The sequence below is a fragment of the Winogradskyella ursingii genome (assembly GCF_013403975.1).
GTDB classification, from domain to species: Bacteria; Bacteroidota; Bacteroidia; order Flavobacteriales; family Flavobacteriaceae; genus Winogradskyella; species Winogradskyella ursingii.
Genome location: NZ_JABFDH010000003.1, coordinates 547,919 through 570,541, shown reverse-complemented (window position 1 = coordinate 570,541; position 22,623 = coordinate 547,919). Strand labels below are relative to the sequence as shown.

Sequence of the window (22,623 nt, the reverse complement as noted above, 5' to 3'; positions counted from 1 at the left end):
GTGATACCTAATTAAAAAATCTCTAATCTTCTTGAAAAACTACACTTTCATAAGCACCAGCATCTGGTGATACGGTTCTAGGAATACCTAAAATATCAATTGGAACTTGGTTGGCAAACATTAAGTTGCCAATACTATTCGCACCAGAATCTTCACCTATTCGCATTAAATTTTCGAATGGATTTTCAAAATCTGGATCGAGATTAAAAATATTGCCCTCGTAAAACGTAGTGTTGCTAAAATCGTAATTAGGTAGGTCTTCTAAATTGTCATTCTCAAAACGCAATAAACAATTTGTGAATTTGTAGTTGAAATTATTTCCTTGTTGATCTAAAATAAACTCTGGGTTATCGTTACCGTAAACGATACAATTGTTAAAGTTGGCTTCAACTAAATCATTGGTAATCGGGTTTCCGTTTTCGTCCAAAACAAAATCGTTGATCAGTAGGGCAGGGAACTGCCTAAAACTGTTGTTCCAATAATTGGCTATAGTACAATGGGTGAAATTATATTTTCCTCCCAAAGTTCCGGCAAAAGAAGATTGCCCGGAATTGTTTATTACAACATTTTCAGCTGTTATGGACGTTGCTCTACCCAAAATTCCGAAACTGCTGGAATTGTAAATCTGTGAATTAGTAATGGTCAGTTTATCTGTTGGCTCGTCTTGATTGCCTTCTGATAGGATTCCAATTGTTGCGTTTTTTATTGTGGCATAATTGACGGTATTATTTATACTCCCGTTGAACAAATAAATTGTTCCCCATTGTCCGGGTACATCTTCAAACAATGGCTCTAAACGGTCACTCTCTAAAATAACTTCGTTTTCTAAAGTGACTTGGTCTGTACTGAGTTCGCCATTAATATTTAGCGATGCATTATTGGTCACCAGAATACCAGAATCTGCATGAAAGTGAACACGCGCACCAGCTTCCATGGTCAATGTTTCTCCTTCATTTACGGCTGCATATCCGTAGATTACATAAGGTTTTTCGTTTGTGAAAGTGAGTTCTTCAGGTTCTAGAAAACGTCCTGGTAAATTTGTTTCATCTGGATTTCCATCTCCATCAGCATCAAAGATTAAGGTTTCAAAATTAGTGCTTGTGCCTTGAAAGTTGGGATAAATAAAAACGGCATCTTTTACAAGAGTCACCAAATCGACATCTTGTTGCTCATTGCCAGAATCGAACAGTATTCTGTCTGTATATAAAAATTGTGTATCCGAAGCTGACAATGATTCAATATCTATTGTAGTTTCTATAAAAATGAACAGACTGTCATTTGCCAAAAGTTCTACATTTTCAAAAAATTTGCCTTCTTGAGTACCTTGTAATCCTGTGGTGCCATCTACATTCATTCTATAAAAAGAATTGACTCCACGTTCTAGCTGAATTGAAGGAATCACAATGTCATCATCACTGCGATTATAGACTTTTAAGTTGTAAGTGCTTGATCCTATGTCAGTAAAAACCGTATCGAGATAAACAGTGTCCCTTGCAAATTCCAGATTTCCTGTACTTGGCGAGAATTCAAAATCATTACGGCAAGAACTCCAGAACAATAAAATTCCGAAACATAAAAGGAAAGTCAGCAATCGCTTCATAAGTGATATGAGTTATTAGGGCTAAAAATATAACTTTTGAGGTTAGGATTTATTATGAACTGCTATTTTTTGAATGATAGAATAAGTGAATCAATCTTTAATGTCTGTTTCATTACCATACTCCTCCAACAGAATTAAAAATAAATCGCTGCTCTGTACCATGGCTTCTAGCAAATCCATCTTTTTATCTTCTTTTAATAATTCTGAACTGAGTTGCTTGGCTTCCAAGAACTCAAGAAATAAATATTTCTTTTCTAATGGAATTTTTAAACTCTTGGTTAACAAACGTTCGTTAAAAAATGAATTTTTTGCGAACAAAGAATCCAACTGCATATAGGTTATTGGAGCATAAATAGGCTCTTTGTATGTATCTTTTCTTTTAAACAATTTTATGACTTGCCCAATAAGGTAAATAAAATCTACTCCGTAAGTAGCACCAGCAGGTTGGTATAAATGCGGATTATTTTTAATGTCCTCCTTAATTAAGTTTTGAAGGTTAGCATTATAAGTTTCTTGAGTAAATAGGGGCTGTTTTGGTTCGGCTTTAACCTGTACTTCTTCAAGTTCGTTAATAATTTTATCGAGCTCAAAAACAATGGTTTCACCAAAATGTTTTTCAGTTACAACCACTTCTTTCGGGTGGTGGAAAAGTGATGTGAAGGTTAAGGTATCGCTTATTTTAGCAACAATGCTAAAATCACCATTAATGTTTGTACCAGTCACTCTATTTTGAGTTTTGTTGGTCACTCTAATACCTTTTACGGTAGTTTCGGAATCGTAAACCTTGGCTTTAATAATTTGCGAATTGGCAGTTATTGGTAATAGAATGCCAAGAAACAGAAGGAAGAAGTAACGCATCTTTGATTGATTGAGCGATAAAGAAAAACCTTTAAGCCCTACTGACCGAATACCTTAAAGAAATTTTAACCTAAATAATTGTTAACGGAAATAGAGTTTTAATCAAATAATTCGGCTATTTCAGTTGAGATTCTTGCAGGTCTTTTGGTTTTTGTATTCATAAAACACCATTTGGTTTCAGAGGTAACCATGAGTTTGTTATCTTTTATATTGATAATTTCAACATGCCTTATAGAAGTTACTCCTTCAGATTTTGAAACATAGGTTTTGAGTTGCAATGTGTCACCAAGAACGGCCTGGCTTTTGTATTCTATATGATGACTCACCAACACCCAAAAATAGTGTTCTAAAATGTCATCGGAAACTTTGCTCAACCAATGCGCTTCTGCAATATCTTGAACCCATTGTACATACCGCACATTGTTGACGTGGTTGAGTTCGTCCAAATCGTTTTTGGTAACAGTAATAGTTTTAGTGAATTCTTGCAAAGTATCTTATTTCTTTTTTATAGTCACTTCAAAAAGTTTATCCCAATTTTTTCCGGTTACGAAGATTGTTTTGCGTTCAGGATGATAGGCGATACCATTAAGTACATCTAATTCGTCATGCTGTTTCACCTTTTTCTTTAATGGTTCAAAATCAATCACACCTTCCACGGCACCATTTTTAGGGTTGATAATAGCCACACCATTTCTTTGGTAAATGTTGGCGTAAATTTTACCGTTAATCCATTCCAGTTCATTAAGACTTGGGATTTTTCCTTTTTCGGTATAGATTTCAATATGGCTTTCCTCGGTTAGATTTTCCGGATTTAAAGTCCATATTTTTTCGGTACCGTCAGATTTATAAAGCTTGTTGCCATCATTACATAATCCCCAACCTTCTTTACTTTTTCCATATTTAAAACTGTCAATTTTTTCAAATGAATTGACATCGTATATAAAACCAGTATTGGCTTCCCATGTGAGTTGATAGATTTTGTCATTTAAAACGGTAAGACCTTCACCAAAATAATTATCTGCCAAATCAATATTTTTGAGCACTTCTCCTGTTTCAAAATTTACTTTTCTGAGTTTAGATTCCTTTCGTTGTCCTGTACTTTCATACAATTCACCATTATAAAATTCCAATCCTTGTGTATATGAAGTAATATCGTGAGGGTAGGTGTTCACAATTTCGAAAGTATAGATCGATGGAATTTCGTTATTAAAAATTTTGATGGTCTTTGAAATTTCGGTCGATTCGCCATTATAATCTATGGCTGCAGTAATGGTTTTTGAGCCCAGTGTGACATCATTTAAGATGGTATTGGCATCAATTATTTTTCCATCTAAGCTGTAAGTCACGTTTTCTATATCTAGCTTTTTAGGATTATTGATTGATAAATTCAATGTGTCTCCCAAAAGAATTGATTTATTATTAGTCTTAATTGAAAAACCCGTCTCATTAACACTGTTGCAATTAATGAACAAAACGGCTAAACAAATGACAATGATATGTTTATAAATGTGCATGATATTTTAATAATTTTTAAGCAAGTTATTAAATAAAATTCAGTTTAAAAATCATTGTGAAAGTATTAAAAGATTGTATCTTTGCAGCGGCAAGTCCTACACAACCAGCTCCTGCTGAATCCCCCAGGACGGGAACGTAGCAAGGGTACGCGGTCGTAGCGGTGTGATGTAGGTAGCTTGCCTTTTTTTGTGCCCAAAACTCAGATCTTGACAGCCGATAGGTGAATCAAGATTTTTTAGTTTTGATATATCTTACAAGTGGTAGGGTTTGCATTATTTCGAAAGAAATTACTCTTGGAATTTTGTATTTTGCAATTTATAATTAAAAATCTTTATGTCTAAAGTAGTTTTAATAACTGGTGGTTCTTCGGGAATAGGAAAATCGATAGGCGAATATTTGCAGACCAAAAATTATAAGGTTTACGGTACAAGTCGAAACCCAAACAATTATCCTGATAGTAAATTTCCAATTATCGCTTTGGACGTTACTAAGGTTGAGACAATTTCAAGTTGTATCGAAAAAATTTTAAGCCACGAATCTAAAATAGATGTGCTTATTAACAACGCTGGTGCTGGTATCACCGGACCTATTGAGGAAATTCCCGATGCTGAAATCAAACGTAATTTTGAAACTAATTTTTTTGGTCCGATTAACGTTATCAAAGCGGTATTACCGACCATGAGAGAGCAAAATTCTGGATTGATTGTTAACATAACGTCTATTGCTGGCTATATGGGTTTGCCATATAGAGGAATATATAGTGCAAGTAAAGGTGCTTTGGAATTGTTAACTGAAGCCTTTAGAATGGAGCTAAAGGATTTTAACATAGAAATGACCAATGTGGCTCCGGGTGATTTTGCAACTAATATAGCTGCAGGTCGCTACCATGCTCCCGTTTTGGGTAATTCCCCTTATAAAGAAAAATACTGTAACACTCTTAAAACAATGGATGACCATGTGGATAGCGGAGGTGATCCACAAGAAATGGCTGACGCAATTTTAAAAATTATAGAAACAAATAATCCAAAAATACATTATAAGGTTGGGGCCTTTATGCAGAAATTTTCAATTGTTTTAAAAAGAATTCTTCCAGATAAAGCATATGAAAAACTGTTGATGAATCATTACAAGTTGTAATTCAACCTTTAATTAATGACTTGTTAATATATTTTGATAATTTCATCATAAACTGCATCACGTAAGTCGTAAATTCGCAACAACAAAAACACAACAATTTTAAACAAGATTCTCTTTTTAAAGGGAAATTCAAAACAAGTTTTTTTATGAAATTTTTTATTGATACTGCCAACCTGGACCAAATAAAGGAAGCCCAAGATATGGGAATTCTTGACGGCGTAACGACCAATCCGTCGCTAATGGCCAAAGAAGGCATTACTGGGACGGACAACATTATGAAACACTACGTTAACATTTGCAAAATTGTAGATGGTGATGTTTCTGCGGAGGTTATTTCTACAGATTTTGACGGAATGGTAAGAGAGGGTGAAGCTTTAGCAGAACTACACGACCAAATTGTCATCAAATTACCAATGATAAAAGACGGTGTTAAAGCTTGTAAGTATTTTTCGGATAGAGGTATTAAAACCAACGTAACTTTAGTGTTTTCTCCTGGTCAGGCACTTTTGGCTGCAAAGGCTGGGGCTACTTATGTATCTCCGTTTATCGGTCGTTTGGACGATATTTCTACAGATGGCTTGAACTTGATCGCAGAAATCCGACATATCTACGATAACTACGCGTATGAAACTCAGATTTTAGCAGCCTCAGTAAGACATACTATGCATGTCATTGATTGTGCAAAACTTGGAGCAGATGTTATGACTGGGCCTTTAAGTTCTATTACAGGACTGTTAAAACATCCTTTAACCGATATTGGTTTAGAGAAATTCTTAGCAGATTATAAAAAAGGAAATTAGAGTTATTTAAAACTTCAATAAATTTTTAGAGCACCTTATTAATAGGTGCTTCTTTTTTATCCAATAATTCGGCCAAGATGGTTTCAAAATCTGAGCTATAAATATCGGCATTAGGATGAAGGATATTGCTGTTTTCATCCACAACAATAGATTTGTTAATGTAATTGACTGCAAGAATTTTAAGAGCCTCCTTTGGGTTTTTAAATTTAAATTCGTTTATGGTTGGGAAGCTATATTGTTTAATTACGTTTTTCCAGAATCTATCATCATCATTAATGTTAACAGATATGAAATCAACATTAGGGAATTTTTTCTTTAACTCTAGCACTCTATAATGGCTATTACGGTATTGAACTTTGTAATTTGAAGACCAGAAATAGATAATTGTTGGGTTTATTATAGCATTTGAAAGAAAGTGTTCCGTGCCATTATAATTTACTAGAGTCAAATTTGGTAGTGGGTTCCCTTTACGTAAAAGTTTTAGCGCAGAGACTAATTCTTTCATATAAACTTTATCAGTATCATTTGTAGTTTTTGCGAGATAATAATCTAAAATTTCCTGTGCTTCTTCTTCGCTATGGTTATGACTTATATAATCTCGTGCTTTGTATTTTAGAAGATTGTTTTTAATCATTTCGTCAGAGACCAAACTATCAATTAAATCGAGTTTTGCTTTATTGTATTCAGTGGAGTGTCTATTGAATTTGCTATGAAAATCGTTCTTTTCGTAGTAGGCTTTTAAAGCGAGGTTGTCAAAATGAGAAAACAGAAATCGATTATATGTAAAAAAATTACTTAAATGTGAGGCATTATAATCAATTTCTTCTCGATGCTTGTAAAAATCTTCTGGTAGATCTTTAATATGTATTAGTTTATTATTGCCAAAATATGCGAAAGGATAAATTTCTTTATCAGCATAGGTATTGTAATTAATATTTGCTCTTACAATAGATTTAAAGAAAGGTGTTTCATCATTATGAGATAAAAACTCGTTAAACGCATCTAACTGGTTGGCTCTTCGTTCTTCGACAAATGCGTTAAATGCTTCAGGTTCCATCTGAGCATAGTTAATTAATTTTTTCGCTTCACTCTCGTTATCTAAATAAGTTTTTAGAAGGTAGTTGTTCTTTTTCGCACCATTACCGGTAAAAACTAGCGACTCATCAAAATCATATGTATTGAGCCTAAACATAATACTATCAGTAGGTTCTAACAGGACCATTTGATATTCACCACCATGCCTTATAGAATAAAGGCCAGATTCCAAATTTGTAATTTTATGTAGAAATCGATTATTAGCGTCCAGAGTAAGCGTATCTGCTATTTTACCTTTAGTGTTGTGCAGAATTACGGTTCTGTTCTTGGGGTTAATAATTTCTCCGCCTATATAGGCGTAATCAGAACCATCATTGGATTCACATCCAGCAAGCGTTATGATAAACGTTAAAATAGATAATACGTTTCTAGTAAGTTTAGGGAGTGTCTTCATAATCAACGAAACAAAAATATACGTTGATTACTATATGTCTTGTTAATGCGGCGTTAAAACTTACTATCATTGGTTTTTATTTCATCTACTCGGTTAAATTATCTACTTTTGCAGTCTGAAAAAATCAATATGATTTTTGAAGGTAAACACCCTAAAATTCTAAGTTATGTTATCAGTTTCTAATCTATCCGTACAATTTGGAAAGCGCGTGCTTTTCGACGATGTCAATACTACTTTTAATAACGGGAATTGCTACGGTATTATTGGTGCCAATGGTGCTGGGAAGTCAACTTTTCTCAAAATTATTGCAGGTAAAATGGACCCAACTTCTGGGAGTGTTCATTTAGAACCCGGCAAGCGTATGTCTGTTTTAGAACAAAACCACAACAAGCACGATGAGGATACAGTTTTAGAAACTGTCTTGAAAGGAAATAAACCGTTATACAAACTGAAAACCCAAATTGATGCACTCTATGCTGATTACACAGATGAAAATGCTGAAAAAATCGGAGAGCTTCAAGTGCAGTTTGAAGAAATGAACGGCTGGAATGCCGATAGTGATGCAGCAGCAATGTTATCAAATTTAGGTATTAAAGAAGAGCATCATTACACATTAATGAAGGATCTGGATGGAAAACAAAAGGTACGTGTGCTTTTGGCACAGGCATTATTTGGAAATCCGGATTTACTCATTATGGATGAGCCTACCAACGATTTAGATTACGAAACAATTTCATGGTTAGAAAACTTTTTGGCTAATTATGATAATTGTGTCATTGTGGTATCTCACGATAGGCATTTCTTAGATGCAGTCTGTACACACATTTCTGATATTGACTTTGGAAAAATCAACCATTTTTCTGGTAACTATACCTTTTGGTACGAGTCTTCACAGTTGGCAGCAAAACAACACGCACAACAGAATAAAAAAGCCGAAGAGAAGAAAAAAGAATTAGAAGAGTTTATTCGTCGTTTCTCCGCTAACGTTGCTAAATCTAAACAAGCGACCAGCAGGAAGAAAATGATTGAAAAGCTAAATATAGCCGATATCAAACGTTCTAGCCGTCGTTATCCAGCCATTATTTTTGAGCGCGAACGGGAGGCTGGAGATCAAATTCTCAATGTGTCTGGTTTGACAGCAAGTTTAGATGGAGATATATTATTTAAGGATATAGATATCAACTTAAATAAAGGAGATAAAGTTGTGGTATATTCAAAAGATTCTAGAGCTACCACAGCATTCTATGAAATCATCAATGGTAAACAAAAAGCTGATGCTGGCAAATATGCTTGGGGAGTAACCACAAATCAATCATATTTACCGTTGGATAACAGCGAATATTTTAATAATAAATTGACTTTAGTAGACTGGTTGCGCCAATGGGCAAAAACAGAAGAAGAACGCGAGGAAGTATATATCAGAGGGTTCTTGGGGAAAATGATTTTTAGTGGAGAAGAAGCTCTAAAAACTTCCGACGTTTTATCCGGTGGCGAAAAAGTACGTTGTATGCTTAGCCGTATGATGATGATGAGAGCAAATGTGCTCATGTTAGATGAACCAACTAACCATTTGGATTTAGAAAGTATTACGGCGTTCAACAACTCACTTAAAAACTTTAAGGGTACAATTATGTTAACAACACATGATCACGAATTTGCGCAGACCGTTGGTAACAGAATCATTGAGTTGACACCAAACGGAGTCATTGATCGCTATATGACGTTTGACGAATATATGAACGACAAAAAAATTAAGGAGCAGCGTGATAAAATGTACGGTGTGATGGCTTAATAATACTTTACGTTGTATATAATAAATAAAGCTGGACTATCTTAATCCAGCTTTTTCATGCGTTAATGTCGTTAATAGTCATTCAGGTTTTTCCATCTCACCCTGAATTCGATTAACGATTTCCATAGCCTTATCATATTCATCTTGATGTACTAAAACATCTTGATAGCCTTGTGTCATTGATCCATAACCCGCTAGTCTTTGTGACTCGCCTTCGTCTTTTATAATTGGCGTGATGCCAATCTGCTCAAGCTCATTTTTAACACGTGTTGCTATAATAAAACTGCCATAAAAAACTTTCCTATATTCAGAACCGCTCATAATTTCCTATTTTATTGTTTCTAAATTATAAGTTACAAAAAAGTAACGAATCTTGCATCAAAATTCAGTTTAAGCGTTAAAATATTTACTGTCCCAAATGGCATTGTTAAAGTTTTTACCGGCTGCAAAACCATAATATATAACCATGGCAGCAATAGATTTAAACATAAAGAAGAAAATCATTCCCGTTTGTGAAGAGGTCATTTTATCAGAAAAAATGCCTTCAGGCACAAGACCTGTTGCAATGAGACTTACCAATAACGTGGCAAAAATTAAGTTTTCGAAATTTTTAAAAGGCTTCATCAACCATTTTCTAAATGGATTGAGGTCTTTTCCCCATTTATGAATTAAATAATAATAGTCATTTCCGATTGGCGCAAAGAGCAACGGATCATCTGCATTTTCCAATTTAAATAATTTAGAAGGTGCAATAATTTTAAACCCGTTAATTTCAATATCATGAGTTTTCTCTAGTTGTTTTATTTTAGAAACAGCCTCGTATGGTAATGGCCCTTTAAAATATTTACTGTCCAGAAATCGCAGTCTGTAATCGATACAAATGTTTTTAATATGATCTAGATGATAAATGTGTTGACTTTCGAGCAGATTAAAATCAAAATTATTGAAATTCTTTATCGGATCTGAATTTAAGGTCTGTGCTATACGTTCATCCTTTAAATTATCTTTATTTAAAATGTTTTTCACAGCATTCAAAATATCATTTTCAGAAATTCGTTTATTCCTGAAACTTTGAAGTCTTTCCTCGATGTTGGTTTTTCTGAACATAGAATTTTTTATTTAAAGTTAACAAGTAAAATTGTATTCTACAATTCTTTAACACAACTGTTTAACCATTGTGGAATGAACATTGCTTTTCCACATCTTATGTTAAACATAATGACCTCTAATCTATTTTGAAAATAGAAATCAATCATTTATATAGAGGAAATCTATGTAAAAATAAATTTATAAAATGTAAGGATTTTTTAGTTGGAGGATTAATTCATTAAATTTATAAACAGAATTTAATTTAAAATGCGTCATGGATAATAAAAACACAGAAACTTTTGAGATTAATGATAACAATGCTAATAAATGCCCTTTTTTAAGTGGCAGGCAAACTTCAGTAGGTGGAGGAGGTGTAAAAAACCGCGATTGGTGGCCAAATGAATTAAGATTGAACATTTTGAGACAGCATGCACCAGAGTCCAATCCGATGGGAGAAGATTTTAATTATGCTGAGGCATTTAACAGTATTAATTTTTCAGAACTAAAGCAAGACGTTTTAGATTTAATGACCGACTCACAAGATTGGTGGCCAGCTGATTATGGGCATTATGGAGGATTCATGATCCGTATGGCATGGCACAGTGCAGGTACTTACAGAGTTGGTGATGGTCGTGGAGGAGCAGGTTCTGGTAACCAGCGTTTTGCTCCATTGAACAGTTGGCCTGATAATGGCAATTTGGATAAGGCTCGTTTATTACTATGGCCAATAAAGAAAAAGTATGGACGTAAAATTTCTTGGGCAGACCTTATGGTTTTGGCTGGAAATTGCGCATTGGAGTCAATGGGATTCCCAACATTTGGTTTTGCCGGAGGTAGAGAAGACGTATGGGAGCCAGAACAAGATATATATTGGGGAAGTGAAACAGAATGGGGAGCCAATGAAGAACGTTACGAAGATGGTAAGTTAGAAGATCCACTAGCAGCCGTTATGATGGGTTGGATTTACGTTAATCCCGAAGGGCCAAACGGGAACCCAGACCCGATGGGTTCTGCAGAAACCATAAGAGATACTTTTGGTCGTATGGCAATGAATGATGAGGAGACTGTGGCATTAGTTGCTGGCGGACACACTTTTGGTAAAGCTCACGGAGCTGCAGATCCAAACGAGTATGTTGGTCCGGAACCACATGGTGCACCGATAGAACAAATGAGTATGGGTTGGAAAAATTCTTATAATTCTGGTGTTCTAGATGATATAATTACCAGCGGTATAGAAGGTGCTTGGACGCCAGATCCAACCAAATGGGATGCAGATTATTTTGACGTATTATTGAATTACGAATGGGAATTAACAAAAAGTCCGGCGGGAGCTCATCAATGGAGGCCAACTGAGGCTTCTAATGCTAGAATGGCACCAAAGGCAGGCGATGCCAACGGAAAACAATCATTAATGATGACGACAGCCGATATTGCTTTAAAAACCGATCCTGCATATTTAGAAATTTCAAAAAGATTTCACCAAGATCACAAAGCTTTTGAAGATGCTTTTGCAAGAGCTTGGTACAAACTTACACATAGAGATATGGGGCCAATAGATAGATATTTGGGCCCAGAAGTACCGGAAGAAGAATTGCTATGGCAAGATCCAATTCCAAAAGTCAGTTATAAATTAAGTGATTCTGATATAGATAATTTAAAAGGAATGATTTCGAATTCCGATTTATCAATTTCTGACTTGGTAAGAACAGCTTGGGCTTCAGCTTCAACCTATAGAGATTCTGATAAGCGTGGTGGTGCCAATGGAGGTCGCTTACGTCTAGAGCCACAAAGAAGTTGGGAAGTGAATAATCCACAGGAATTAAATAGGGTTTTAAATACTTTGGAATCGATACAAGATAAATTTGAAGGAACTATTTCTATGGCAGATTTAATTGTGCTTGGAGGAGTAGTTGGCGTTGAAAAAGCAGCGAAAAATGCTGGTTACGATGTTAAAGTACCATTTTCTCAAGGAAGGGGAGATGCTTCGCAAGAACAGACGGACATTGAAGCCTTTGGTTATTTAGAGCCATTAGCAGATGGTTTTAGAAATTATCAAATATCAGGATTAGATATTGCAGCTGAGGATTTGTTAATAGATCGTGCTAATTTAATGACACTATCTGTGCCGGAAATGACAGTGTTAGTAGGTGGATTAAGAGTATTGGGTGCCAATTACGATGGTTCTAGCCATGGGGTGTTTACAGACCAAAAGGAAAGCCTTACTAACGATTTCTTTACCAATCTTTTAGATTTGGATATGACTTGGAAAGCTGCTAATTCTGAAGATAGAGAGTTTATTGGGCGTGATAGAAAAACAAATGCAATGAAGTTTTCAGGAACCAGAGCAGATTTAATTTTTGGTTCTAATACGGAATTAAGAGCAGTATCTGAAGTATATGGTTCTAATGATGCCGAAGAAAAGTTTGTAAAAGACTTTGTTAAGGCATGGAGTAAAGTGATGAATTTAGACCGTTTTGATTTGCGAAAATAAATTTGTGCAGATTTTAAAAAAAAAATAACCACCTCGAATCGAGGTGGTTATTTTTTTTAAGGACTTTAATTGAGTTTAATTATCAATAGAACCCATTACACGCTTCATAAAATCATTGAGTGCTTCTTTTTTGGGCTTGCCTAGCTTAACCATTTTATTGACCTCAATAGCACCGTACATATTTGAAATTAATTCTCCGATAACATCCAGTTCCTCATCTCTTAAAGAAGGGACTTCTGTAAGATTTTCAAGCGTTTCTATTGTTTCGATGATATAGTCTTCGTCGTTGTCTTCAATAAACTGTGTTAAATGTTTTATTACTGGTAATTTCATGGTTATATCACTTCTTCAACTAATGTTTTAAGCACATCATATTTATTGGTCTGCACCTGTCCTTTAAACTCACCATTTTTAAAAGTGGCAAAAGTTGGCAGATTATCTACATTTGCTAGTTTTCTACTTTCAGGAAATTTTTCAGCATCAGCGATAACAAAAGTTGCATTTTCGTTTTCTGTTGCCAATTTCTTAAATTTTGGTTTCATGATTCTGCAATTGCCACACCATCCAGCCGAATATTGAACAATTACGGTTTCGTTTTCAGAAACAATGGAATTTAAATTATCTGTTTCTAATTCTTTTATCATAACTCTTTAAATTTCAAGGTTTAAAAACCTAAATTCCAAAGAATAACCCATTTTGAGTTACTTTGGAATTTAGATTTTTATAATTGTAGTTTCTAGTTTAAATGCGCCTTTAAATACTCACGAGTTCCGGCAGCATTGGCTTGCATAGCTTCTTTACCATCTTCCCAGTTTGCTGGACAAACTTCTCCTTTTTCCTGAACGTGCGTTAAAGCATCGATGATTCTTAGATACTCATTCACATTTCTACCTAACGGCATATTGTTTACACTCTCATGCTGAATTGTGCCCTCCTCATCAATGATATAAGTAGCTCTGTAAGTTACATTATCACCTTCTACAGTAAAAATGCCCGTTTCTTCATCATATTTTTCATCTGAAATGTCAAGAATTCCTAATGTTGAAGCTAGGTTTCTATTAGAGTCTGCTATAAGTGGATAAGTTACACCTTCAATACCTCCATTATCTTTTGCTGTGCTCAACCATGCAAAGTGCACTTCGGCTGTGTCACAAGATGCACCGATAACTATGGTGTTTCTTTTTTCAAATTCTTCTAAAGCTGCTTGAAACGCGTGTAATTCTGTTGGGCATACAAAAGTGAAATCTTTAGGATACCAAAACAATACTACTTTTTTATTGTTGTTTTTCGCTTCTTCTAATACGTTAATTTTAAACGTGTCGCCCATTTCATTCATTGCGTTTACGTTTAAATCCGGAAATTTTTTTCCTACTAATGCCATTATAATTTTGTTTTAATTGTTATTAATTTGATACAAAACTATGCATAAGTAACGTTATGCAGCATAGGAAATGATTATGATAACTAATTAGTAAATAGCGTAAGCAAATAGCTTTAAGAAAACTTTAAAATTGTTGTGAAAATGAAAAATATAAGGCTTTTAAATTATCAAATTGTTAACCGTTAATACAATCAGTTGAGGAATTGATTTTTACTTTTTTGTCAACATTTTTATCTTAATCCTAAACGCTGCGAATAGAAGTGTGGTAAACGGACTTAGCCAATTGAATATGGCGTAAGCAAAATATTGACTTACGTCTACATTTAAGACACCACTTTGATACGCTCCACAGGTATTCCAAGGTATCAAAACGGATGTAACTGTTCCGGAATCTTCTAAGGTTCTACTGAGATTTTCAGGTGCAAGATCCTTGTCTTGATAGGCTTTTTTAAACATTTTGCCAGGTATTACGATTGCCAGATATTGATCTGAAGCAATGGTGTTTAAGCCTAAACAGCTTATTACCGTACTTGCAAACAATCCAAAAATTGTTGTAGCTACAGAAAGTAAGGCTTTAGTGATTCTTGCCAAGGCGCCAATTCCATCCATAACACCTCCAAAAACCATAGCGCAAATAATCAAGAAAATGGTCCATAACATGCCTTGCATCCCGCCTGAGGAGAAGAGGTCATTCAGTTTTTCATTGTCAGTTGCTATAGATGTATCTGTAAGTATAGAAGTAACAACTGCTCCAATATTAGAATCGGATAGGCTATTTAATACATTAGATTGAAAGATAAATGCAAAAATTGCTGCCAACAATACGCCTGAGGCTAATGCTGCCAATGGTTTTGTTTTTAAAAGAATTAAAACAATTACCGCAATTGGTACTAAAAATAACCATGGTGTAATATGGAATGTGTTGTCTATGGATGCTAACAGATTACTTATGTCTGCATTGCCTGTTGGGTCTATGTTTGCACTAATGATTGCAAATACTATTAAAGTGATGACTATAGTTGGTACAGTGGTGAGTGCCATATATCTAATATGCGTAAATAAATCCGTACCAGCCATAGCAGGAGCTAAATTTGTGGTATCACTCAAGGGTGACATTTTATCACCAAAGTAAGCACCGGATATGACCGCACCAGCTATCATTCCTGGAGATATGCCTAAGGCTGTACCTATGCCAACCAATGCAATACCAACGGTTGCAGATGTTGTCCATGAACTTCCAGTTGCGATTGAAATTAATGCAGCAATAATAACGGATGCAGGCAAAAATATCTCAGGACTTAACACTTGTAATCCATAATATACCATTGCAGGAATTACTCCGCTCACTAACCAGGTGCCAGCTAAGGCTCCAACCAAAAACAATATCATTATTGGTATAAATACACTTTTTAAGTTCTCCCAAATTTCTGAAAGCATTGTTGGAATTTTCACTTTGTTAAATAGACCAACCACAACCGCAACTAGACCGCCTAGTAATAAAATAATCTGATTGGTATATGTTCCAAACCATTCTTGACCTTCAACAAAAAAAATGTTGTAAGCCAGCATAGCCATTAAAATTATTACAGGTACAAGAGCTTCATAAATATTAAGTTCCTTATTATCTCTAATTTTTTGGTCGTCTATTTCTACATCAGATAGGTTGGGTTCGTCTTGCATCTATATTTAGTTTAGTTTGTAATGTTACAACAATCTCATTTTTATCGCAAATTAAGAAAATTGAAATAACGTTACACAATTTTTAATAATTTCAATTGGGAGGGTAACCTTGTTTTAAGGTGTCTTACATTAACATGGAGTATTTAATCTTTTAAAATTCAAGCGTTATGACTATTGTGTTTATAATAATTGCCCTTCTTACTTGTTGTTGGTACTTTGCTTTTCTTATAGATTATGAAATTGAATTGTTTTATAATACTCATGTGAAATCTTTTCTGTACTTATTCCCCATTTCTTGTGAGCACAATGAGAAAGAAAAATTTTCAGATTTTTGCCTCTATGAAAAACATGCCGTAAAGTCTGAAAAACCTGAGAACAGGTTGCGTAAAAATTTAGAAACCCTTAACTATTTAAATATTCTTGAATTTAACTCAAGTAACTTGCTTTGTCCAGAAAGAATCACAGAAATACGAGAGTTGAAAAAAAACGTTCAGATGGAAGTTATAAGGATTTCATCACAAATTCAAAATAAAGATTATCATTATTAGAATATTTCTATTTCCTGACCAACAATTCAGATTATTTGTATTTTTCCATAATATATGGACTCATTAACTCAAATTGTTTTAGGTGCCGCTTGCGGAGAAGCGGTTCTCGGTAAAAAGATTGGTAATAAAGCGCTGTTGTTTGGTGCCATAGGAGGAACAATTCCGGATTTGGATGTGTTAATTGGTCCGTGGATTTACGATAATGAAATCCAAGCCATGGCATTCCATCGTGGGTTTATGCACTCTATTGTGTTTTCAATTATTGGGGCGTTTGCCATTGGTTGGTTTAGTTTTAAGCTTTATGATAGCGGTAAAAGAGTCAGCTCAACTAATCTTAAGGATTGGCAGCAACTATTCTTTTGGTCACTTTTTACCCATCCTATTTTAGATTGTTTTACACCTTACGGTACTCAGCTCTTTTTCCCGTTTAGCGACTATAGAGTGGCATTTAATAATATTGCAGTGGTTGACCCTTTGTACACATTGCCATTTCTGATTTGTTTAATAGTCATATTGTTTCTTAAGCGACAAAATTTAAAAAGACGTTTGTGGCTCAAATTGGGTATTGGTTTGAGTTCAGCTTATATGATTTTTACCCTTTTCAATAAAACTCACGTCAATTCTATTTATAAATCTTCATTAAAAAGTGATAATATAGTATACAAACGATTTCAGACTCAGCCCACTATTTTCAACAATATTCTATGGTATGGAGTTGCTGAAACCGAGTCATTCTATTATGTTGGATTTTATTCCATATTAGATGAAAATTCCAAGGTTGATAAATGGATTAAAATTGAAAAGCAACACAGTTTGATCCCAATGGAAGACAAAAACTTATCTAAGTTATCATGGTTTAGTAATGGTTACTATCATATTGAGACGACGGACGTTGCAAATGAATTTATATATAAAGATTTAAGATATCCATTGCTCAATCCCGAAGCATCCGACTCTTCAATTTTCAGGTTTCGTATTTTTAACGAAAATGGTATTTGGGATATGAAAAATTCCGGTCCTGAATTTGAAGAGGATATGTCTATTTCCGAGATGTTCGCTCCAATGCTTAAAAGGTTGAAGGGGTTGTAGTTTTGTCTAATTATAAAATCTCTAATTCCACCATACAATCGCGCATCATACTGTAAGTTCGCTCTATATCGGCATCTAATCCAATTGAAAATCGAATTAATCCATCGCTCAATCCCATTGCCTCTTGTTCGTCTTCAGGTATTTCAGATGAGGTAGAGCTGCCTGGAGCGCTAAATAATGTTTTGTAAAAGCCTAAACTTACCGCGAGATAACCAAGATTTCGTTCTTGCATTAATTCCATAAGCGCATTTGCTTTATCCAAAGTGCCAACGTCAATGGTCATCATGCCTCCAAAACCGTATTTTTCATTCATCATTGATTTATATAATTTGTGTGAAGGATGAGAATCCAGTCCAGGATAAACGGTTTTAAGTCCGTCATTTTGAAATCTTTCGGCCAAATACATCGCATTTTGACTATGCTGTTGCATTCTGATGTGCAAGGTTCTCAAATTTTTCAAAACAGAAGCCGATCGCAAACTATCCATAGTTGAACCCAATAACATGGCAGCGCCATCGTTAACGTTTCGTAGTTGGTCTATTAGTTCCTGAGTACCGCAAACCACACCACCAACAGTATCTGATGAACCATTAATAAATTTGGTTAAACTATGTACAACGACATCAGCTCCCAACTTTACGGGTGAAATTGATAATGGAGAGAACGTATTGTCTACTACTAATTGTAGATTGTATTTTTTTGCTAACTCAGATAAGGCTTTAATATCTGCAACTTCCAACAAAGGATTACTAACCGATTCGCAATAAAGTACTTTTGTCTTTGGAGTTATTGCAGCTTCAACCGCATCAATTTTAGTAATATCAACAAAAGTGGTATCTATTCCGAGTCTAGGTGTAAAGTTTTTCAAAAAAGCGTAAGTACCTCCATAAATGGTTCTGCTGCTCACAATGTGTTCTCCAGAGTCGCATAGTTGCAATAAGACCGGTGTTATGGCACCCATACCTGAAGCAGTAACAGTGGCGGTTTCTGTACCTTCCATAGCGGCCAAAGCTTCGCCTAAGTATAAATTTGAAGGTGATGAATGGCGCGAATATAAGTAGCAACCATCTGCGTTGCCCTCAAACGTATCAAACATGGTTTTTGCAGAAAGAAAGGTGTATGTAGATGAATCTGAAATAGAAGGATTAACTCCGCCAAATTCTCCAAAATATTGTAAATCTTGAATGTGATTTGCAGGTTTGAAAGCCATAATTATTAATTTATCGTTTCAACAAATATTAGCATTAATAGACTATTAATCAATAGGTCCTATTATAATTAGAAAATAAAACTATTATTATTGTTGTATGTAGAATTAAAATCTATTAGGTGTGCTATATTTGATATTTGAACGAAAAAACAAAATCCATGAATTTTGATCAAATAGACAAAAAACTTTTAAAACTATTGCAATCTGATAGCAAGCAAACAAATAAAGCATTGGCGCATGCATTAGGTTTATCCGTAACAGCAGTTTTTGAACGTATAAAAAAGTTGGAAAACAACGGAGTTATAAAAAGTTACGTAGCTTTAGTAGATAAAAAAACGATTGAAAAAACTTTTGTAGCATTTTGCCATGTTAAATTGGTACAGCATTCTCAGGACTATGTGGTTAAATTCGAAAGAGAAGTTAAAAAAATAGAAGAGGTACTGGAGTGTTACCATTTAAGTGGGGATTATGACTATTTACTAAAGGTAATTGTAGAGGATATGGAAGAGTTCAGAGATTTTATGGTCAATAAACTCACAAAAATAGATCATATTGGTAGTACACATAGTATGTTCATGATTAACGAAGTCAAACACACTACGGCAATAACTATATAAATTATGAAAAACACCAATTATAGGCTTATTGAATTGTTTGTGATTTTTGTTTTAGCACCGATAAGTTTGGTGACACCATTAAGTATTAGAATTAAAATAGCAATTGGTGTTGTTGGTTTTCTTTATGTACTTGGAGTAATGTCTGCGATAGAAAAAATTAAAATTCATATTAATAAAAATATCAATTGGAAAAAATTTTGGCGTTTAACATTCATGAAGTTTATTGGTATTGCAGTGATAACTTCGCTTTATGTGCTCATATTGGATTCTGCAAATTTGTTCAACGTAATTAAACACGATTACAGGATTTGGTTGTTGTTTCTGTTTGTGTATTGTGTTTTTTCAGTGTATCCACAAGAACTTATTTTTAGAACGTTCTTTTTTAAACGTTACGAAGATCTATTCAAAAACAAAGGACTTTTCATATTTGTAAATGCCATATTATTTTCCTTGGCACATTTGTTTTTTAGAAATACGCTGGTTATGGTTATCACGTTTTTAGGAGGTTTGTTATTTGCACTTACCTTTAGAAAAACGCGTTCCACGTTACTGGTTTCTATTGAGCATGCCATTTATGGTGGTTGGCTCTATACCATTGGTATGGGTGAGATGTTGGGCTTTCCTGTCTAAAGATTACTATTTAATCCTCCATCGTAAAGCCAATTTTCACAGTCACTTGCCAATAGGATACTTTTCCATTATCTCCAATAAGGCCTCGTGATTCGGTTACTTCAAACCATCTCATGTTTTTAACAGATTTTGCTGCTTTTGCCAATGCGTTTTCTACTGCATTGTCACTTGAGGTTTCTGATGACCCAACAATTTCAATTTTTTTATACGTGTGATTACTCATGATACTATAGTTTTAAATTCACTTAAAATATACGAAAATATAACGGTAACCCATTCAACGAAATAGACATAAATTCGTACTTTTGTATTCGTTTTTAAATTTGAAAAATACACTTTATGAAATCATACGATGTAGCAGTTATAGGTTCGGGTCCTGGTGGCTATGTGGCAGCAATCCGTTGTGCACAATTAGGAATGAAAACTGCAATTATTGAAAAATATTCAACCCTTGGTGGAACTTGCTTAAATGTAGGTTGTATTCCGAGTAAAGCGCTTTTAGATTCTTCGCACCATTACGAGGATGCCGTAAAACATTTTGAAGAGCACGGCATTGAAATTCCAGGCGAGGTAAAAGTGAATTTGGAAAAAATGATTTCGCGTAAACAGGCCGTTGTAGATCAGACTACAGGTGGTATTGATTATTTGATGAAGAAAAACGAAATCGATGTTTATGAAGGCTTGGGAAGCTTCAAAGATGCAACACATATAAAGATTGATGGAAAAGAGAAAACTGAAATAGAAGCTAAAAATATCATTATAGCAACAGGTTCTAAGCCATCAAATTTACCTTTTATTGAACTGGATAAAGAACGCATAATTACATCAACTGAAGCCTTAAAACTAAAGGAAATACCAAAACACATGATTGTTATTGGTGGTGGTGTTATTGGGTTGGAATTAGGACAGGTTTATAGACGATTAGGCTCTGAGGTAACGGTTGTAGAATTTATGGATCGTATCATTCCAACAATGGATGCTGGACTTTCCAAGGAATTGAACAAAGTCTTTAAAAAGGCAAAATTCAATATGAATGTCTCTCACAAAGTAAAATCCGTTGAAAGAAAAGGTGATGAGGTCATCATCAAAGCAGACAATAAAAAGGGAGAGGAAGTAGAGTTTAAAGGCGATTACTGTTTGGTTTCAGTTGGTCGTCGTCCTTATACTGACGGATTAAATGCCGAAGCAGCTGGTGTGAAAATCGATGATAGAGGCAGGGTAGAGGTGAACGAACACTTGCAAACCAGTACGGCAAACATCTACGCAATAGGTGATGTTGTAAAAGGAGCAATGTTGGCACATAAAGCCGAGGAAGAAGGTGTTTTTGTGGCAGAAACCATCGCTGGCCAAAAACCACATATAGACTATAACCTAATTCCGGGCGTAGTTTACACGTGGCCAGAAGTTGCTGCTGTTGGCAAAACTGAAGAACAATTAAAAGAAGCAGGTGTGGCATACAAAACAGGATCATTCCCTATGAGAGCATTGGGCAGAAGCCGTGCGAGTATGGATTTAGATGGTTTTGTGAAAATTTTAGCTGATAAAGAAACAGATGAAATTTTAGGAGTCCACATGATTGGTGCACGTGCAGCCGACATGATTGCCGAAGCTGTGGTAGCAATGGAATATAGGGCAAGTGCAGAGGATATTGCACGTATTTCACACGCGCATCCAACGTTTACGGAAGCTATTAAAGAAGCTGCTTTAGCTGCCACTGAAGATCGGGCTTTACATATTTAAAATTCATAAGTAAAAGATATTTAATTAAAAAAAGCGGACGTAAATGTTCGCTTTTTTTATTTTAGCCTATATGAAAAAAATCAGCCTTTACTTCTTGTTATTGTCAGTAGTGTGGTCATGTTCGCCCAAACTAAGAAGTACCATAGAAAAATCTTACCCACCATTATCAGACAATGCATTAATCATTGTTCTGGATATAGCGGATGACCAAACTATTATAGGGGAAGAAATTGGTACCATAGAAGCAAAAGATGGTGGCTTAGCCGTGAATTGTACTTATTATGAAAACCTATTGAATGTAAAATCTGCGGCAAGAGAAGCTGGTGCTAATCTAGTTAAGATTATAGCACATAAAACGCCTGATAATTGGAGCACTTGCCATAGGTTAAAAGCTAGAATTTATAAAGTAGCAAACCCAAAAAACTACGAATCAAAAATTGAATGGAGTCTAGATAGAAAATTAACTTGGGACGATTTTAAAGGACAACCAGATTTGGCAACCTATCCTAACGCCTTAGCATTAACCAATTCTGGCTTTGGTTATGAATCTGGAGTAAGTATGTTTAAAGAAGGTAAGGTTTTTGTACAGAGTGTCTTTAATACAAACTATAGCTGGGTGATACCTGAGGGCAGAAATGAGTATGTATTAAGGCACGAGCAAATACATTTTGATATTACAGAAATCTATTCTCGTAAGTTGAGAAAGGAATTGTATGATGCCAACGCTACCAGTAGTGACATACTTAAGACAAAACAAATCTTTGATCGAATTTTTAACGAAATGGAACTTAGACAATTAAGATACGATCAAGAAACCCAACGTGGAGACAAAAAGGAGACACAAGAACATTGGGAGGCTGTTGTAGAATTAGAGTTAGCTAAATATGAGCTTTACAAGAGCAATTAATCATAATTATTCAATTCCATTTGTAACATTATACTATCTTTAAACACAAA

The 22,623-nt window shown here is 34.8% G+C and carries 22 protein-coding genes and 1 other RNA gene; 10 read left to right on the top strand and 13 right to left on the bottom strand.

Going from position 1 to position 22,623, the window contains the following annotated elements; translation table 11 throughout:
• Positions 1-22: 22 nt before the first annotated feature.
• The 4 genes from HM983_RS09985 to HM983_RS09970 form a co-directional block, all read right to left on the bottom strand.
• Complete coding sequence (locus HM983_RS09985) at positions 23-1,600, bottom strand: hypothetical protein (RefSeq protein ID WP_179345266.1); 1,578 nt, start codon at positions 1,598-1,600, stop codon at positions 23-25.
• A gap of 90 nt (positions 1,601-1,690) precedes the next feature.
• The gene (locus HM983_RS09980) at positions 1,691-2,458 is read right to left on the bottom strand and encodes a hypothetical protein (protein ID WP_179345265.1); all 768 of its coding nucleotides are present in this window, start codon (positions 2,456-2,458) and stop codon (positions 1,691-1,693) included.
• A 98-nt stretch (positions 2,459-2,556) separates the two neighbouring features.
• Positions 2,557-2,946: an acyl-CoA thioesterase gene (locus tag HM983_RS09975; RefSeq protein WP_179345264.1), complete on the bottom strand. Its 390-nt coding sequence runs from the start codon at positions 2,944-2,946 to the stop codon at positions 2,557-2,559.
• Between the two features lie 6 nt (positions 2,947-2,952).
• Positions 2,953-3,972, bottom strand: a complete 1,020-nt coding sequence (locus HM983_RS09970) for a glutaminyl-peptide cyclotransferase (protein WP_179345263.1) — start codon at positions 3,970-3,972, stop codon at positions 2,953-2,955.
• Positions 3,973-4,059: 87 nt separating this feature from the next.
• Here HM983_RS09970 and ffs point away from each other — a divergent pair.
• From ffs to fsa, 3 genes are all read left to right on the top strand, one after another.
• An RNA gene (gene ffs / locus HM983_RS09965) (signal recognition particle sRNA small type) lies at positions 4,060-4,158 on the top strand.
• Positions 4,159-4,306: 148 nt separating this feature from the next.
• The gene (locus HM983_RS09960; protein ID WP_179345262.1) at positions 4,307-5,110 is read left to right on the top strand and encodes an SDR family oxidoreductase; all 804 of its coding nucleotides are present in this window, start codon (positions 4,307-4,309) and stop codon (positions 5,108-5,110) included.
• Between the two features lie 146 nt (positions 5,111-5,256).
• The gene (gene fsa, locus HM983_RS09955) at positions 5,257-5,910 is read left to right on the top strand and encodes a fructose-6-phosphate aldolase (RefSeq protein ID WP_179345261.1); all 654 of its coding nucleotides are present in this window, start codon (positions 5,257-5,259) and stop codon (positions 5,908-5,910) included.
• Positions 5,911-5,935: 25 nt separating this feature from the next.
• On the opposite strand, the gene HM983_RS09950 is transcribed toward fsa, so the two are convergent.
• A complete protein-coding gene (locus HM983_RS09950; RefSeq protein WP_179345260.1) occupies positions 5,936-7,399 on the bottom strand; it encodes a thioredoxin-like domain-containing protein in 1,464 nt (487 codons plus the stop codon).
• A gap of 166 nt (positions 7,400-7,565) precedes the next feature.
• On the opposite strand from HM983_RS09950, the gene HM983_RS09945 reads away from it, so the two are divergent.
• The gene (locus HM983_RS09945; RefSeq protein ID WP_179345259.1) at positions 7,566-9,191 is read left to right on the top strand and encodes an ABC-F family ATP-binding cassette domain-containing protein; all 1,626 of its coding nucleotides are present in this window, start codon (positions 7,566-7,568) and stop codon (positions 9,189-9,191) included.
• A gap of 78 nt (positions 9,192-9,269) precedes the next feature.
• Here HM983_RS09945 and HM983_RS09940 read toward each other — a convergent pair whose 3' ends face one another.
• Positions 9,270-9,512, bottom strand: coding sequence for a putative signal transducing protein (locus tag HM983_RS09940; RefSeq protein ID WP_179345258.1), 243 nt, complete (start codon positions 9,510-9,512; stop codon positions 9,270-9,272).
• 69 nt (positions 9,513-9,581) lie between these two features.
• Positions 9,582-10,298, bottom strand: coding sequence for a hypothetical protein (locus tag HM983_RS09935; RefSeq protein WP_179345257.1), 717 nt, complete (start codon positions 10,296-10,298; stop codon positions 9,582-9,584).
• Positions 10,299-10,554: 256 nt separating this feature from the next.
• Between HM983_RS09935 and katG the strand changes: the two genes are divergently transcribed.
• Complete coding sequence (gene katG, locus HM983_RS09930) at positions 10,555-12,771, top strand: catalase/peroxidase HPI (protein WP_179345256.1); 2,217 nt, start codon at positions 10,555-10,557, stop codon at positions 12,769-12,771.
• Positions 12,772-12,846: 75 nt separating this feature from the next.
• Here katG and HM983_RS09925 read toward each other — a convergent pair whose 3' ends face one another.
• From HM983_RS09925 to nhaC, 4 genes are all read right to left on the bottom strand, one after another.
• Complete coding sequence (locus tag HM983_RS09925; protein ID WP_179345255.1) at positions 12,847-13,104, bottom strand: DUF6952 family protein; 258 nt, start codon at positions 13,102-13,104, stop codon at positions 12,847-12,849.
• 2 nt (positions 13,105-13,106) lie between these two features.
• Positions 13,107-13,415 (bottom strand): thioredoxin family protein, encoded by a 309-nt coding sequence (locus HM983_RS09920; protein WP_179345254.1) that lies wholly within the window; start codon positions 13,413-13,415, stop codon positions 13,107-13,109.
• Between the two features lie 92 nt (positions 13,416-13,507).
• Entirely contained in the window at positions 13,508-14,152 is a 645-nt protein-coding gene (locus HM983_RS09915; RefSeq protein WP_179345253.1) for a peroxiredoxin, read from the bottom strand.
• 210 nt (positions 14,153-14,362) lie between these two features.
• A complete protein-coding gene (gene nhaC / locus HM983_RS09910; protein WP_179345252.1) occupies positions 14,363-15,832 on the bottom strand; it encodes a Na+/H+ antiporter NhaC in 1,470 nt (489 codons plus the stop codon).
• Positions 15,833-16,434: 602 nt separating this feature from the next.
• Between nhaC and HM983_RS09905 the strand changes: the two genes are divergently transcribed.
• Complete coding sequence (locus tag HM983_RS09905; protein ID WP_179345251.1) at positions 16,435-17,469, top strand: metal-dependent hydrolase; 1,035 nt, start codon at positions 16,435-16,437, stop codon at positions 17,467-17,469.
• 10 nt (positions 17,470-17,479) lie between these two features.
• On the opposite strand, the gene HM983_RS09900 is transcribed toward HM983_RS09905, so the two are convergent.
• A complete protein-coding gene (locus tag HM983_RS09900; protein ID WP_179345250.1) occupies positions 17,480-18,679 on the bottom strand; it encodes an aminotransferase class I/II-fold pyridoxal phosphate-dependent enzyme in 1,200 nt (399 codons plus the stop codon).
• Positions 18,680-18,837: 158 nt separating this feature from the next.
• Here HM983_RS09900 and HM983_RS09895 point away from each other — a divergent pair, with 158 nt between their 5' ends.
• On the top strand, positions 18,838-19,296 hold the full coding sequence (locus HM983_RS09895; protein WP_179345249.1) for an Lrp/AsnC family transcriptional regulator: 459 nt from the start codon (positions 18,838-18,840) through the stop codon (positions 19,294-19,296).
• A 3-nt stretch (positions 19,297-19,299) separates the two neighbouring features.
• Positions 19,300-19,926: a CPBP family intramembrane glutamic endopeptidase gene (locus tag HM983_RS09890; RefSeq protein WP_179345248.1), complete on the top strand. Its 627-nt coding sequence runs from the start codon at positions 19,300-19,302 to the stop codon at positions 19,924-19,926.
• Positions 19,927-19,936: 10 nt separating this feature from the next.
• Here the strand turns inward: HM983_RS09890 and HM983_RS09885 are convergent, their stop codons facing one another.
• Positions 19,937-20,149: a dodecin gene (locus tag HM983_RS09885; RefSeq protein WP_179345247.1), complete on the bottom strand. Its 213-nt coding sequence runs from the start codon at positions 20,147-20,149 to the stop codon at positions 19,937-19,939.
• A gap of 116 nt (positions 20,150-20,265) precedes the next feature.
• Here HM983_RS09885 and lpdA point away from each other — a divergent pair, with 116 nt between their 5' ends.
• Positions 20,266-21,666 (top strand): dihydrolipoyl dehydrogenase, encoded by a 1,401-nt coding sequence (gene lpdA, locus HM983_RS09880; RefSeq protein WP_179345246.1) that lies wholly within the window; start codon positions 20,266-20,268, stop codon positions 21,664-21,666.
• Positions 21,667-21,736: 70 nt separating this feature from the next.
• Positions 21,737-22,573 carry a DUF922 domain-containing protein gene (locus tag HM983_RS09875; protein ID WP_179345245.1) on the top strand — a complete coding sequence of 279 codons (837 nt, stop codon included), beginning with the start codon at positions 21,737-21,739 and terminating at the stop codon, positions 22,571-22,573.
• Positions 22,574-22,623: the final 50 nt, after the last annotated feature.

Excerpts from the sequence above, each read along its gene's own strand:
- HM983_RS09985 (WP_179345266.1), bottom strand. The coding sequence starts at position 1,600 with ATGAAGCGATTGCTGACTTTCCTTTTATGTTTCGGAATTTTATTGTTC.
- HM983_RS09980 (WP_179345265.1), bottom strand. The coding sequence starts at position 2,458 with ATGCGTTACTTCTTCCTTCTGTTTCTTGGCATTCTATTACCAATAACT.
- HM983_RS09970 (WP_179345263.1), bottom strand. The coding sequence starts at position 3,972 with ATGCACATTTATAAACATATCATTGTCATTTGTTTAGCCGTTTTGTTC.
- HM983_RS09960 (WP_179345262.1), top strand. The coding sequence starts at position 4,307 with ATGTCTAAAGTAGTTTTAATAACTGGTGGTTCTTCGGGAATAGGAAAA.
- fsa (WP_179345261.1), top strand. The coding sequence starts at position 5,257 with ATGAAATTTTTTATTGATACTGCCAACCTGGACCAAATAAAGGAAGCC.
- HM983_RS09950 (WP_179345260.1), bottom strand. The coding sequence starts at position 7,399 with ATGAAGACACTCCCTAAACTTACTAGAAACGTATTATCTATTTTAACG.
- HM983_RS09945 (WP_179345259.1), top strand. The coding sequence starts at position 7,566 with ATGTTATCAGTTTCTAATCTATCCGTACAATTTGGAAAGCGCGTGCTT.
- HM983_RS09940 (WP_179345258.1), bottom strand. The coding sequence starts at position 9,512 with ATGAGCGGTTCTGAATATAGGAAAGTTTTTTATGGCAGTTTTATTATA.
- HM983_RS09935 (WP_179345257.1), bottom strand. The coding sequence starts at position 10,298 with ATGTTCAGAAAAACCAACATCGAGGAAAGACTTCAAAGTTTCAGGAAT.
- katG (WP_179345256.1), top strand. The coding sequence starts at position 10,555 with ATGGATAATAAAAACACAGAAACTTTTGAGATTAATGATAACAATGCT.
- HM983_RS09925 (WP_179345255.1), bottom strand. The coding sequence starts at position 13,104 with ATGAAATTACCAGTAATAAAACATTTAACACAGTTTATTGAAGACAAC.
- HM983_RS09920 (WP_179345254.1), bottom strand. The coding sequence starts at position 13,415 with ATGATAAAAGAATTAGAAACAGATAATTTAAATTCCATTGTTTCTGAA.
- HM983_RS09915 (WP_179345253.1), bottom strand. The coding sequence starts at position 14,152 with ATGGCATTAGTAGGAAAAAAATTTCCGGATTTAAACGTAAACGCAATG.
- nhaC (WP_179345252.1), bottom strand. The coding sequence starts at position 15,832 with ATGCAAGACGAACCCAACCTATCTGATGTAGAAATAGACGACCAAAAA.
- HM983_RS09905 (WP_179345251.1), top strand. The coding sequence starts at position 16,435 with ATGGACTCATTAACTCAAATTGTTTTAGGTGCCGCTTGCGGAGAAGCG.
- HM983_RS09900 (WP_179345250.1), bottom strand. The coding sequence starts at position 18,679 with ATGGCTTTCAAACCTGCAAATCACATTCAAGATTTACAATATTTTGGA.
- HM983_RS09895 (WP_179345249.1), top strand. The coding sequence starts at position 18,838 with ATGAATTTTGATCAAATAGACAAAAAACTTTTAAAACTATTGCAATCT.
- HM983_RS09890 (WP_179345248.1), top strand. The coding sequence starts at position 19,300 with ATGAAAAACACCAATTATAGGCTTATTGAATTGTTTGTGATTTTTGTT.
- HM983_RS09885 (WP_179345247.1), bottom strand. The coding sequence starts at position 20,149 with ATGAGTAATCACACGTATAAAAAAATTGAAATTGTTGGGTCATCAGAA.
- lpdA (WP_179345246.1), top strand. The coding sequence starts at position 20,266 with ATGAAATCATACGATGTAGCAGTTATAGGTTCGGGTCCTGGTGGCTAT.
- HM983_RS09875 (WP_179345245.1), top strand. The coding sequence starts at position 21,737 with ATGAAAAAAATCAGCCTTTACTTCTTGTTATTGTCAGTAGTGTGGTCA.